At 38.3% G+C, this 13,425-nt stretch carries 11 protein-coding genes; 6 read left to right on the forward strand and 5 right to left on the reverse strand.

The genetic code is table 11. The features are described from left to right. Positions 1-4 precede the first annotated feature (4 nt). The gene (locus tag OQ267_RS16570) at positions 5-325 is read left to right on the forward strand and encodes a helix-turn-helix domain-containing protein (protein WP_265836973.1); all 321 of its coding nucleotides are present in this window, start codon (positions 5-7) and stop codon (positions 323-325) included. A gap of 71 nt (positions 326-396) precedes the next feature. Here OQ267_RS16570 and OQ267_RS16575 read toward each other — a convergent pair whose 3' ends face one another. The 5 genes from OQ267_RS16575 to OQ267_RS16595 form a co-directional block, all read right to left on the reverse strand. Then, positions 397-1,527, reverse strand: a complete 1,131-nt coding sequence (locus OQ267_RS16575; RefSeq protein WP_265836974.1) for a GNAT family N-acetyltransferase — start codon at positions 1,525-1,527, stop codon at positions 397-399. Between the two features lie 73 nt (positions 1,528-1,600). Further along, positions 1,601-1,792 (reverse strand): hypothetical protein, encoded by a 192-nt coding sequence (locus tag OQ267_RS16580; RefSeq protein WP_265817632.1) that lies wholly within the window; start codon positions 1,790-1,792, stop codon positions 1,601-1,603. 89 nt (positions 1,793-1,881) lie between these two features. Continuing rightward, positions 1,882-2,448, reverse strand: coding sequence for an SMC-Scp complex subunit ScpB (gene scpB / locus OQ267_RS16585; RefSeq protein WP_265836975.1), 567 nt, complete (start codon positions 2,446-2,448; stop codon positions 1,882-1,884). A 253-nt stretch (positions 2,449-2,701) separates the two neighbouring features. Then, on the reverse strand, positions 2,702-5,662 hold the full coding sequence (locus OQ267_RS16590) for a ligand-binding sensor domain-containing protein (protein ID WP_265836977.1): 2,961 nt from the start codon (positions 5,660-5,662) through the stop codon (positions 2,702-2,704). Between the two features lie 31 nt (positions 5,663-5,693). After that, a complete protein-coding gene (locus OQ267_RS16595) occupies positions 5,694-6,479 on the reverse strand; it encodes a LytR/AlgR family response regulator transcription factor (RefSeq protein WP_265836979.1) in 786 nt (261 codons plus the stop codon). Between the two features lie 123 nt (positions 6,480-6,602). On the opposite strand from OQ267_RS16595, the gene OQ267_RS16600 reads away from it, so the two are divergent. The 5 genes from OQ267_RS16600 (at position 6,603) to OQ267_RS16620 (ending at position 13,422) form a co-directional block, all read left to right on the forward strand. Then, positions 6,603-7,325, forward strand: a complete 723-nt coding sequence (locus OQ267_RS16600; RefSeq protein ID WP_088300508.1) for a ferritin-like domain-containing protein — start codon at positions 6,603-6,605, stop codon at positions 7,323-7,325. 19 nt (positions 7,326-7,344) lie between these two features. Beyond that, complete coding sequence (locus tag OQ267_RS16605) at positions 7,345-8,205, forward strand: ferritin-like domain-containing protein (protein ID WP_265817636.1); 861 nt, start codon at positions 7,345-7,347, stop codon at positions 8,203-8,205. 553 nt (positions 8,206-8,758) lie between these two features. Further along, a complete protein-coding gene (locus tag OQ267_RS16610; RefSeq protein WP_265836980.1) occupies positions 8,759-9,049 on the forward strand; it encodes a hypothetical protein in 291 nt (96 codons plus the stop codon). A 59-nt stretch (positions 9,050-9,108) separates the two neighbouring features. After that, a complete protein-coding gene (locus tag OQ267_RS16615; protein ID WP_265836982.1) occupies positions 9,109-9,870 on the forward strand; it encodes a DUF72 domain-containing protein in 762 nt (253 codons plus the stop codon). 384 nt (positions 9,871-10,254) lie between these two features. Continuing rightward, on the forward strand, positions 10,255-13,422 hold the full coding sequence (locus tag OQ267_RS16620; RefSeq protein ID WP_265836983.1) for a SusC/RagA family TonB-linked outer membrane protein: 3,168 nt from the start codon (positions 10,255-10,257) through the stop codon (positions 13,420-13,422). Positions 13,423-13,425: the final 3 nt, after the last annotated feature.

Below are 13,425 nucleotides of genomic sequence, written 5' to 3' on the forward strand. Positions count from 1 at the left end.
AAACATGAACAGCATTGGAGATCGGATTAAAAAGAGCAGGGTAGCACTTGGTTTAAGTCAGGCAGAAGCTGCCAAACAGCTGAATATTTCAACTCCTGCTTTTTGCAAAATTGAAACTGGCCAAACGGATCTTAATATTTCCAGGTTACTGCAAATCGCCAAAACATTTAAAGTGCCTGTAATGATGTTATTGACTGGTGAAACAGTAGATCAGGGTTCATCTGTCGATTCAAATGAATTACGCGAGCAACTGACAGCAAAAGACGAGGAAATCAATAAACTTCGCAAGAAGGTCATCGACTTGTATGATAAATTGGGAATGTGAATTGAAGCATAAGGAACAATGAGTGAAGATATTACGGTTTAATTTGCTCCTTACTCATTGTTCCTTGATCTTTAATCCTGTTTATTAAAGACCTTTTGCATGGTTAAATGCTTCTTGCCAAAAGTAGCACCTGTAGCTTTATGGATGGCAATCATTTGCGCGTTGAAATCTCCCACCCAGCTTAATTCTAGTTCTTTATATTGGTTTTTAGGCAGTACGTATTCTCCTAATCTGATGAATAAAACCGATTCTAAGCCATGTTTCTGAAATTTGGGTTTGGTTCCCATTACAATGGCACGCATCCTGGTTACCCCAACCCATCTGCGGTAAGCAAATTTTAGTTTTTCAATCAAACCCAGTTTCCCGTCAAAACCCTTAATCATTTGGTTTGCATCCGGAATTAATACCACAAAAGAAGCAGGCTCCCCGTTAAAATAGGCGAACTGGATCAAATGTTCATCCATGATAGGTTCCATGCTTTTAAAACTCGCCTTTAATGTCTCTTTTTTAATGGGGACAAAATTTTCAAAGTCTTGCCAGCCGTCATTATAGATTTCCATCAGATCATTAATGTATTTCTCAGCATTTGCCTTACTGAAATATTCAAAAGTGTAACCTGGTTTATTTCTTACCCAATTTGCAATTTTGGTGAATCGCTCCGGAAAAGGAACGGTTAAATTGATGTGATTGGTCAGTTGTTCGTATGCTGTTGTAAAACCATAGGCATCAAAAAACTTTTTATAATATGGGAAATTATAATTCATTCCAAAAGAAGGAGGAGTAAAACCTTCCACCAGTAAGCCCCAGAAAGAATCATTTTCTCCGAAGTTAATTGGGCCGTCCATGGCTTTCATCCCATTTTCCATTAACCAGGCTTTTACGGTATCAAATAACAAAAAAGCAGCCTGCTGATCATCAATGCATTCAAAGAAGCCCATTCCACCTGTTGGCTGGTCATATTGAAATGCTTTTTTTTCATTGATAAAGGCAGCCACTCGACCAATCAGTTTTCCTGACTCATCCTTTAAAACCCATCTGATACATTTACCATGGGTGAAAAAAACATTTTTCTGCGGATCAAAAACATTTTCAACTTCACTATCTAAAGGACAGATCCAATTCTTATCATTTTTGTAAAGCACTTTCGGAACGTCTAAGAAATCTTTTTTAAGGGCTGAATTATTTACCTGTATAATTTGCATGAAATGTTTTTAAAATTAAAAAGCATCCAACCAACAGGCAGGATGCTTTTTCAAATATATCATTTTTTAAATATTAATAATCGTCATCATCATCATCAAAGTTGTCAAAATTGTCCAGGTCATCTAATGGAACATCAAAATCATCTTCATCCTCATCATGAGACTTTACTTTCTTTGTTTGAATGTCGTCATCTTCAAGATCGTCATCTTCGTCTACCTGTTTTTTAGTAGTTGGCTTGTTTGGGAGTTTCTTTGGCGCTTTCATAACACAAAAATAAAGATTGATTTTATAGTTTAAAAATACAAAAAAAAACTTTTTTAATAACAATCTGACAGCAAAGAAATTAAATTATTTTACTCTATGTTTTCACCGACTGCATTTTCATCTTTTGCGATATCTTTTAACTGGGGAAGTTGGTTTAAGTGGTTTAAACCAAAATAATCCATGAATAATGAACTGGTGCGGTAAAGAATTGGACGGCCGGGCGTCTCCGCTTTTCCTTCCATGCTGATGAGTTCTTTTTCCAGCAAACGCTGCACAGAATAATCTGAATTTACACCTCTGATTTGTTCGATTTCCAGCTTGGTAATGGGTTGGCGATAAGCAATAATTGCCAGGGTTTCCATAGCGGCCTGACTTAATTTTTTCTTGGAACGGTGTAACTGAAGCTGATTAACGGTTTCATGAAAATCCTTTTTAGTGAGAAACTGGTATCCATTGTTTAAATTTACCAGTTCAATCGCAAATTCATCCTGATTATATTTTTCCTCAATCATCATTATACACTCCAGGATATACGTTTCAGTATATTCCTCTTGTAATACCGAATTTAAAGCCAGATTAATCTCCTGGATGCTGATACTCTGAACAGAAGAAAAAATAAGGGCTTCAATGTGTTTGCTAATGTCTTGCTGGAGCATATACAAAAATATAATTTTCAGGTATAAAAAAAGCGGTCTCGCTTTTTAAAAAAACAAGACCGCTTTCAACACACAAATGAAACCTGAATTAAGATATAGCTTTAGGTTAGGTTATTAAATATCTATATCAATCCTATAAGAACGTCTTTGATAAACACTATCGTTTATTTCTAACACAAGTTTAAGGCTAAACCATGATCCCGGGAAGTTCTATTTAGTGAGTGGTATTAATAATTGAGTAAACGGTAAATTATTATTTTAGCGATATGGAAATTGATACGGTTGTACCATTTATAGGGTTTTGGTGCACATTTAAGTGTATAGGTTTTGCTTCAATCCGCGCCAATAGGTTCAATCGTTCTTTCGTCAGTTGCATACCTTTACTGATATGGGTGTCCTTTTTATTTTTTAAAGAGTTTTCGATTCCAATACCATCATCTATAATTTCGATGTTCAGATAAAAGGAATCAAGCATTTTAATGTTGATCTGGATTTGGCCTTCCGTTTCCTTTGGCATGATACCATGCCAGATGGCATTTTCTACATAAGGCTGCAACAGCATGGAGGGAATAAAAGTATCGCCAAGGTCTATTTCCGGGTCAATTGAAAAAATATAATGTAGTTTATCCCCAAAACGGTTTTTTTCCAGTTTCAGGTAAAGATTAAGGTATTCGAGCTCTTCTTCCAGTGAGATATAGCTTTTGGTACAAATTTCCAGATTTTTTCTGATCAGGCGTGCAAAACCAGTTAGCACTTTATTTGCTGATGCCGTATTTTGCGTATTGATGTAATGCTGGATGGAGTTCATTACATTGAAAACAAAATGCGGATTCATCATGGCCTGAAGTGCCTGTTGTTCGAGCATCAGCACTTTATTTTTCAGGAGTAATTGTTCCTGTTCTTTATCTTTCTGCTTGCGGGTAATGTAAACAGCCACCTTATAAAAGATATATGCCACTAATAAAATCAGAACTGACAGGAACCATAGGCTTTGCCAGAATTGCTTTTTAATCGTAAAAGCGATCTTGGCTGACGGGCCCCAGTTTCCGTTTTGGCTTTTTGCACATACTTCGAAAACATAATCTCCGGATTGCAGGGATGAAAAATCTAACCTTCTGGTTCTGGTTTCCAACCAGGCAGAATGATCGTTTAAGCGATAGCGATAGGTAATATCGCTGGTGGTAAAATCTACAGCACTAAAGGTAAATAGGATAGTGCTGTTTCCGGTTTCGAAGGTGAAGTTTTCCTTATCAATAGGTAAGCGTTCATTATCTTTGATTACAGAGGTAACGTAAACCTTTGGTAAATTCCTGCTAATATTTTTATTGTTGTATTTAAATAATATCAGCCCTTTATTCGTAGCGAAATAGGCAGTACTATCATCAATAAATAAGCTATTGATGTCATCACTCAGCAAATCTTTCCCATAATCGAAATTGGCTACCGCCGGGGCCTGCGGGTAATTGGTAATCTTGTTTACGCCTTTATTCGTGAGTACCCAGATTTCGTTGTTTTTAATAAAAAGTTTGGTACAGATGTTATTGGTTAACCCATTTTCCTGGGTAATCTGTTTGGTTATTTTGCCTTCGTGATAGAAGATTAAGCCATAGCCATCTGTTGCCAGAATCAGCGTGCCGTCAGCCAGTTGCTGGATATCATTAATCCGTTTGGTTAAAAGCGGTTCATGTTCATAATGTTTAATCAGGCGGCCATTCGAAAATTCAGATAAACCATTAATATTCGAAAACCATAAATTTCCTTTATCGTCATAAAAAACGTGGTAAGACCTGTCTTTAAAAAAATCTTCTTTTTCTTTATATTTCAGTGAATTAAATTCAAATTTTCGTGCTTTATCGGATAAGAAAACAACACCGGATGATAATGCCAAAGCCAGGTGATTATTATTTCCACTTAAACTAAAATGCTTAATCACAAACATGGAATTATTTGCTTCTTTCAGGTAGCTGACATCATCTGTATTTTTATAAATGTTTTTAAAAACACCCATTCCGTAATCAGATGCAAAATAAATTGATTCATTCTGTGCATCGAAGGAGAGTTGCTTGATGGTTTTGTACTTTTTAAAATCATCTAAACCTACTTCCATAATCTGGTAATTATGAATATTCAGAATATCAATAACAGCGTCATCAGTGCCCAGCCATAAGCGATTTTTCGCATCTTTGGTAATGCTCTTGATGACATTACTGCTCAGGCCGGATTCTGCATCTATAATGGAAAGTCTGTTACTGGCATTCGGCAACATATAAATTCCTGTGGTTGTGGCAAACCACATATTCTGGTTACTATCCTTCATTACCTGATTTACCGCGATATCCTGAAGATACTGTATTGTTTTTCCGCTTTTATTCAAAGCAAAAGTGCCATTCGCATTGGCCAGCCATACTTCTTTTAATGACTGATCATAATAAAAATAGCCCGACATGTTTTTAATCAGGTTCTGTGGAATGGAAATCAGGTTATTTATTTTGCCCGATTTTAACACTTTAAGTCCTTCCTGATCAAGATAAATGAGAGATTGGTCAGGCATGTTACAGGCCGTCATATAGGAAATGGGGCGTACTTTTGACCGGAGGATTGAAAATGTTTTGCCATTAAACCGTTGAACGCTTAAATCACTATAGGCCAGGATATTTCCCTGTTCGTCTTCATGAATAAAAGCATTGATAAATTTATCATCAGGGTTAGGAGAAATGTACTTTCTGATCATTTTTCCATCCCAGCAAACAATTAAATTGGAGTTGGTACCCAGCCATATTTTTCCGCTTTTGTCAATCAGAAAAGATACAATTACGGTATTGAAATTAAGTTTTCTGAGCAGCTGGTCATTATTTTTATTATAAAATTTACCATCCTTTAAATAACTGAGTTGCCCGTTTAGTGAAAAGAACCATAGCCGGCCACTTTTGTCTTCCTTCATCTGCAGGATTTGTGTATCAGGCAAGCCGTCTTCAATGGTGAAATTTTGAAAGTTGGTTCCATCAAAGCGACTAACCCCATTGTCGGTAGCAATCCAGATGAAGCCTTTTTTATCTTGCAGAATATAATAGCAATTATTACTGGCCAGGCCGTTTTTCGAAGTATAATGTGGCAGGTAGGTTGTTTGAGAAAATAGATCAGCAGGCTGCAAAAGCAACAACAGCAAGGCAAAAATGAAAGAATAATGATGAAAAACCTGCATTTTCTTAACCATTTGATCTGCTTTTAATAGTGTTGAAAGGAAATTAGTGGTCACTTCCAGCCTTGATAAAAAGTTTAATTTTCTCAAAAAAATCGCTTGCTCTTCTTCTTGATATATTAATGCTCTCTCCGTTTTTTAAGAAAACCTGCAATCCGTTTTTAGAATTATATTCTTTTAAATGATTGAGGTTAATAATACTCGATTTATGGATGCGTACAAACTGATCAGAAGGAAGAAGTTCTTCAAACTCCCTTAAAACTTTCGAAACGGTAATTTTATCCTGATCGGCAAAATGAAGTACAGAATAGTTGCTGTCTGCCTCAATATAAATGATATCATCAACATCAACCATTTTAAAGCCCTGTCCGTAGGGTAGGGTTAACTTTTTAATTTCAGATTTATTGTTGAGGGTTGAGGCCAGATTAGAAATCCGCTCATCAATTTCATTCTGGTTTTGAAAACGTTTGAGGTATTCGGCAACTTTATCAACAGCTATTTTTAATTCATCAATGTCGATGGGCTTCAACAGGTAATCCAGTGCATTTGCCTTAATAGCCTTTAAGGCATACTGATCATATGCGGTGGTGAAAATTACTGCAGCATGGTGTTTTTGGGCATCAGGAATGAGTTCAAAACCATTACCACCCGGCATCGCAATATCCAGAAAAATGAGATTGATGGGATGATGGGCTAAAAATTCCCTGGCCTCGGCTACCGATTTAGCGATTCCTGTGATTTCTACCTGCGGACAATTTTGTTGTAATAAAAAAAATAACGACGATCGCGCGAACTCTTCATCATCAACAATAATGGCTTTTAGTGTAATCATAGCTATAGGTTGGTGAATGTATTAAAATCACTTAATAAAAAAAAATCAAAAATGAAAAACCAGCGGATTAATTGTCACGTATGTATCATCAAACGAATTCAAAAACCTAAAACATAGATGACTATGAAAAACAATGAACTAGAAACAAAAAGTGAACTTCAGGAAGAAAGTTTATTTAAAGGCTCACTAGGCAGAAGATCTTTTCTTCAGTATGCCGGAGCAAGTGCAGCTGGTATTGCCTTGGTTGCGGCCGGTTGTAGAAAAGACCGTGGTGTTGAAAACGTAATGACTGGGGCGACCTTAGATTTTAAAAATGAAATTGGTGTTTTAAATTATGCTTATGCATTAGAACAACTGGAAGCTGCATTTTATGTTAAAGTGGCATCTGCACCACCATCGTCATTCACTACCGCTCAAAAAGCTTATTTCCAGGATATTCAATTCCACGAAATTGCACACAGAGAGTTTTTGAAAAATGTATTAAGTACAGCTGCGATTGGAAGCCTTGAAGTAGATTTCTCTTCTATTGATTTCACAAGTGCTAGCAGCGTTTTGGGTGCAGCAATGACATTTGAAGATTTAGGTGTAGCCGCGTATAACGGTGCTGGTGTACGGATTACAACAGACGCTTACCTGGTAGCGGCAGGTAAAATCGTATCAGTAGAAGCACGTCACGCCGCTTATATCAGAGACATCATTTCTAATGGAAGTTTTGCAAACTTAAATGAATTGACTTCATTAGGTGCTAACGTTGCTGGTGGATTAGACGGGGCACTTACGCCAGATAAAGTGTTAGCCGCGGCCGGAAAATATATCAAAACAAAAATTAACGTAATTAACCTTTAATCTTTAAAACTCAGCAATCATGAATATCTTAAATATATTAGACCAAATAGAAAAAGTGGATGGAGAGATCTATGAAAGATTAAGTCCGCGACGCAGTGCAATGAAAGATTTTTTCAATGTTGGAAAGAAAATTTCTATGGCTGCATTACCATTAGCAATGGGTTCATTATTTCAAAAAGCTTATGGACAAACTAATCCATCTTCTGTTAATGATGTACTAAATTTTGCTTTAGCATTAGAATACCTGGAATATAATTATTATAACCATGCCTTAACATTGGCCAATTCTACTTATATCCCTGACGGACCTGCAAGACAAGCGATCACAACCATTCGTAACCATGAACGTGCACACGTAGATTTATTGAAAGGTGCTTTGAACATCAGTGGTGCTGATCAATATGTATATGCTGATTTTGATTTCACAGCCGGTGGTGGTTTTGCAGACGTAGATACCAATTATCAAACATTTTTAAAAGTAGCATTGGCTTTTGAAGATACAGGTGTTAGGGCTTACAAAGGTCAGGCACCAATTTTGAAAGGTATGCCAGTATTGACAACTGCTTTACAAATTCACTCTGTAGAGGCTCGTCACGCATCACATATCCGCCAAATGGTGGCTGCGAATGTATCAGGTGCATCTGCGTTAAAGCCTTGGATCGCTTACACTTCAAATGGTAATGATACTGGTGTTTCGGCAGTAGACGCAGTTTATGCAGGAGAGCAAAATACAACTCAGGCTGGCGTTCAAATTACAGGTATTAATGGTACCGCAGTTACACAGTCTCACGCAGCAGAATGTTTCGATGAATTCTTAACAGGTTCTGATGTGAAGAAAATAGCGAATTTATTTATCAAGACGGGTAAGAAATTAGCATAATAAAAACATTTACATTATTGATTAGGTAATGTTTAGTTTGAGGTAGAGAGGCAGAACTGAGTTCTGTCTCTTTTTTTTGGAACAGGATTTTTAGGATTGGTTATACACAATTGCAATAGGGAATCTAAACCTGCAGTTGGCCATATTACGGCAGGAATAAAAGCACATTAATCATTCAGTACCTTAAACGGACATTAATCATGCTCTTATGAAGAATGATGATCAGATACTGCTGTGGATTACAATAACTGTATTTTTGATATTGCTGGCCAACATTATTTTATTGTTTACTGACTTGCCCACGGATGTTTATTATCATATTCCGGATTAAACTGAGAAAAGGGATTGATAACTTATTTATACTTGTACTTGTTGCTACCGGGCTCGTCTGCGGTATCTGGACAACTTGCGAGACACTTATCGAACGGTCTTAATTAGATTTTTTAATTTAGTTGATCCAGATTTTTCAATGAATTTAGTTAGGTTAGGGAATTAAATTAACAGTATGAAATCTATAATTCATTAAATCAAAATCTTGCATTAACCAAAAATAATGTCAACATTCAGACCATTAAAAATAACAGTTTTCTTTGTATTGAGCCTGCTTACCCTATTTGGTTTAGTCATTTCATCTGTTATTATGATCAACCAGCTTGGGATGGATCAGCGCTTACAAGGTTGGGTAAATTTGCTGTGGTTACCTCTTCCCGTATTGATTTTAATTGTAGACAGGATCTGTGTAAGGAAATTTGGCGCCAAAAGCGTAAATAAAACTCAATGGTATATTTTAGTTATACTTATTTTACTCGCTATTCTAAATTATGTCAGGCTACTAATTGAATAAGAATAAAATCACAAAATCCGCAATAACTATTTGCATCTATCTATTGTTATTTAGATGATATGGATACTACATTTAATAACTATTACGCCGGAACAAGTGGTCTTTTGCTGCCTGTTCCCAATAAACTTCATTATCCGGAAGCATTTAAAGATAAATCCAGGCTTTGCTACTATGCTTCTCTAATGAACACCATTGAAATTAATAGTTCATTCTATAAAATTCCACAAGCCTCAACAGTTAAAAAATGGGCCTTAGATGTAAACGAGGATTTTCGTTTTACCTTTAAGCTTTTTAAAGAAATTACGCATAATAAAGATCTGGCCTTTGATCCTGATGTAGTTTCCCGTTTTTTTGAAGTCATCTCGCATATAGAAGAAAAGAAAGCTTGTATTTTAGTTCAGTTTCCACCAAGTATTAAACTCAATCATTTTAAACAGTTGAAGTACTTGATGTCTGTCGTTCGGGAAAATGATCCGGGTATGGCGTGGAAAATTGCCCTGGAATTCAGACATTCATCACTTTACATCGATGAAATATATGAGCTTCTGGATGAATATAAGCTGGGCATGGTGATCCATGATAAGTCGCCGGCAAATTCGCCTGTCAGAGATTCAGATACTGATTTTGTTTACCTTCGTTTTCATGGTCCCGGAGGCAATTATAGGGGAAGTTACCCGGATGATATACTTGATGAATATGCAGACTATGTTTCTGAATGGCTGGCAGACGGTAAAGTGGTATTTGTTTACTTTAATAACACCATGGGTGAGGCCTATGCTAATCTGACTACCCTTCGGGAATTGGTCAGGAATAGGTGCTAAGCAGTAACTCTTGAAGACGATAAAATAAATAATTTCCATCACCACGTAATGGATTTTTGACCAGCCTGTCATTTGTAAGGCTGGCCACACATCGAAGTGTAAAATACACTAATCATTATCTCAAATTTCCTGCTAATCGCTTCCCATGCCTTATGGAGAGGCATAATTCCACATTTTTTATAGCATTGGATTCAATTTTTATATCGCCATGATTGGCAAAGCACTAACATTGTTCCGTTAAATCTTCTCCAGGATTAACGAATTGCTAACCGATATAAATCCCTCATTGTCCATGAAAAAAAGCCAAATACATCCGCTTTTGAGCTGTCCTTTAAGGTACAGAACCAATCTAACTTCTTTTCAACAAAACCAAATGTAACTATTATGAAAAAAAGAAATTTACGCAGTTTATTTCACGTACACCAGGTTAGTAACCTTAAAGGAATGCTCGCTTTGCCATTGCTGATGGCAGCCGCTATTGCTCCGGGTTATGCTGCCGATGTCCACCTTATGGCTTACGAAATCAACGCTTTTCAACGTGATGTGCAGATCACCGGAACCGTGCGGGCAGCTTCTGGCGAAACCTTGCCAGGTGTTTCCGTAAGTGTAAAGGGAGGCAGCAGGGTAGTGGCCACCGATGCCAATGGAAAGTATAGCATCTCTGTCCCAGAGAATGCCACTTTAGTCTTCAATTATATTGGCTTCCAATCCAAAGAAATTGTTGTAGGCAGCAATCCCGTAATTGATGTGACCTTAACTTCAGCTGATACCTCATTGGATGATGTGGTCGTAATCGGCTATCAAACCATTCGCCGGAGAGATTTAACCGGAGCTACCGGCTCGGTAAATACCACTAACACCGAAAAACTGGTCTCACGTTCTTTACCAGAAGCATTACAAGGGCAAACCCCAGGCGTAGCCGTTAGAAATGGTGGTGCTCCAGGTCAGGAAGCAGTGGTAAATATCCGTGGTCTGGCTACTTTTGGTAACGCCAGTCCTTTGTATGTGATCGATGGGATGATTGCCGATCCAAATACCACAGTGAGTCCGAATGATATTGAAGACGTACAAATCCTGAAAGATGCCTCGGCAGCTGCCATTTATGGATCAAGAGCCGGGAATGGGGTGATTCTCATCACCACGAAAAAGGGTAAGGATGGCCCCGCAAAAATAGCAGTAACTTCCAGGTACAGTATTTCTCAGGTACCAAAAACTTACGACATGATGAATGCTGCGGAATATGCAGCCACCAATACCCGTGCATATCAGGCTTCAGGAATGGCCATTCAGCCGGGTGTTGCCAACTATAATGGCAGAACCAATACGGATTGGGTAGATGAAACGCTTCGCACCGGATCGGTTCAGGATTATAACGCCAGTATTTCCGGTGGAGGCAATGGTTCAAAATACCTGATCTCCGGGGGTTATTTCAAAGATAAAGGCGTACTGATTGCCAGGGAATTTGAACGGGCTTCGTTCAGGGTAAATACCGAAACCACCAAAGGCAGGTTCAAATTCGGAGAAAACCTGGCTTTTTCTTCTTCCACTTCAAAATCTCCTTTTCAGGGTGGTGCCTTTGCCGGAAATCCATGGTATGATATGTTTACCAGCGTGCCTTTAATCCCGGTTCAGGATAATGCTTTAATCAGTACCAATAACCCTGGAGGATGGGGCTACGGATCAAATGCCAGTATCAATACTTTTTCCCGTAACCAAACGGCTATTGCCAATATTACTTCGGTCAAATCAAATTTCGCCAAGCTTCTGGGTAACGCTTTCGTCGATTTTAAAATCATTGAAGGCTTAACTTATCGCTTTAATGCCGGTATCGAAACCAGCTTTGATAAGAGCAAATCGCTCCGGAAAGATGGTTCCTGGTACCAGAACCAATCGCCTGATTTTAGTCAGTTAAGTGATAACCGTTCCCAGTTCCTCAGCTATTTACTGGAGCATACCTTAAACTATAACTATGTAATCGGTAAACACAGCATCAACGGGGTGGTGGGTTACACCGAGCAGACTACGCAAACGGATAATACTTTCGGCAGCGGCATTAAGCTGGCACAATTTGGAGGAGATTATTTCAATACCTTAACTTCTACAGCCGGTGAGGGGCGTACTTCTTCCGGTACGATCTATAAAAGCTTGTTAGATTCCTATCTGGGAAGGGTAAATTATACCTATAATGATAAATACCTGGTTACCTTTACTTTCCGGGCAGATAAAGATTCCCGTTTCTCTCCTCAGTTCCGAACAGGTTATTTCCCGTCAGGTGCTTTAGGATGGAGAATTTCGAAAGAAGATTTCTTTAAAGTGGACTGGATATCTGATTTAAAACTAAGAGGTTCATATGGTTCTCTGGGTGTGAATACTTTAAGTCCGTACCAATACATCGGTTTCTTAAACCAGGCACCAGATGTAGTTTTGGGCAGCGGACAAACCACCAATGCAGGTGCTATTCAGGCTAAACTGGCTTCGGGTGATTTAAGATGGGAAAAGAAAAAGACAACCAATTTAGGTTTTGATGCCTCCTTGTTTAAGGATCAGTTCACCGTAAACTTTGATGTGTTCCGGTCAGTTTCTGAAGATGTTTTACTTGCTCAGCCTTTGCCGGGTTATCTGGGGAATTTACAGGGCGATCCAATTGTGAATATCGGCTCCATCCAAAACAAGGGGATTGAGTTAAATTTAGGCTACCGCCCGAAACTGGATGGTGATTTTAAATGGGACATCGCAGGGAATATAAGTGTAATAAGAAATAAAGTATTATCACTGGGTAACCTAGGGATCGATACAGAAACGGGTCAGCCGAAAGATTATATCCAGTCGGGCAATACCCGTACGCAGGTAGGACGTTCCATCGGTGAATATTATGTGTTAAAAACGGATGGTATTTTCCAGAATCAGGCAGAAATTGATGCACATAAAGCCCAGAGTGCCTATGCCAAGCCGGGTGATATCCGTTATGTCAATACTGTTAATGGTGGTACCAATGATGATATCAACGATAAAGACCGTGTGTTTGCAGGTTCTGCTTTCCCTAAATTTACTACGGGTTTACAGTTCAACTCCAGGTATAAAGATTTTAGTCTTTCTATTCAGCTTTATGGTGCCTTCGGACAAAAACTCTATAACGATGTACTCCGGGAACTGGATAGTTACGGAAACTCCAACTACAGAAGGGCAATTAACCCGTGGACCCCAACCAATACCGATACTACATTCCCAAGATTGGGTTACCAGTTTGCGGCGAACGACAGGGGCATTAATGAAAATGCAAGGGGCAACACCGATCGCTGGATTGAAGATGGTTCTTTCTTAAGATTACGTAATGTAGAACTGGGTTATAACCTGCCGGTTAAGTTCATTTCTAAAGCCAATATCAGCAGTGCCAGGTTATATGTAAGCGGTCAAAACTTGTTTACCATCACCAAATACAGCGGATTGGATCCGGATGTGGTAGGCGCAAATGCAAACCTGGAGCCGGGCGTAGACAATGGAAATTATCCATCATCCAGAATTATATCATTTGGTTTAAGCGTAGGATTCTAATTT

It is taken from the genome of Pedobacter sp. MR22-3, assembly GCF_026240075.1.
GTDB lineage: Bacteria > Bacteroidota > Bacteroidia > Sphingobacteriales > Sphingobacteriaceae > Pedobacter.

Coding starts and splice junctions, on each gene's coding strand:
- OQ267_RS16620 (WP_265836983.1), top strand. CDS start 10,255: ATGAAAAAAAGAAATTTACGCAGTTTATTTCACGTACACCAGGTTAGT.
- scpB (WP_265836975.1), bottom strand. CDS start 2,448: ATGCTCCAGCAAGACATTAGCAAACACATTGAAGCCCTTATTTTTTCT.
- OQ267_RS16605 (WP_265817636.1), top strand. CDS start 7,345: ATGAATATCTTAAATATATTAGACCAAATAGAAAAAGTGGATGGAGAG.
- OQ267_RS16610 (WP_265836980.1), top strand. CDS start 8,759: ATGTCAACATTCAGACCATTAAAAATAACAGTTTTCTTTGTATTGAGC.
- OQ267_RS16600 (WP_088300508.1), top strand. CDS start 6,603: ATGAAAAACAATGAACTAGAAACAAAAAGTGAACTTCAGGAAGAAAGT.
- OQ267_RS16575 (WP_265836974.1), bottom strand. CDS start 1,527: ATGCAAATTATACAGGTAAATAATTCAGCCCTTAAAAAAGATTTCTTA.
- OQ267_RS16595 (WP_265836979.1), bottom strand. CDS start 6,479: ATGATTACACTAAAAGCCATTATTGTTGATGATGAAGAGTTCGCGCGA.
- OQ267_RS16615 (WP_265836982.1), top strand. CDS start 9,109: ATGGATACTACATTTAATAACTATTACGCCGGAACAAGTGGTCTTTTG.
- OQ267_RS16590 (WP_265836977.1), bottom strand. CDS start 5,662: ATGGTTAAGAAAATGCAGGTTTTTCATCATTATTCTTTCATTTTTGCC.
- OQ267_RS16570 (WP_265836973.1), top strand. CDS start 5: ATGAACAGCATTGGAGATCGGATTAAAAAGAGCAGGGTAGCACTTGGT.
- OQ267_RS16580 (WP_265817632.1), bottom strand. CDS start 1,792: ATGAAAGCGCCAAAGAAACTCCCAAACAAGCCAACTACTAAAAAACAG.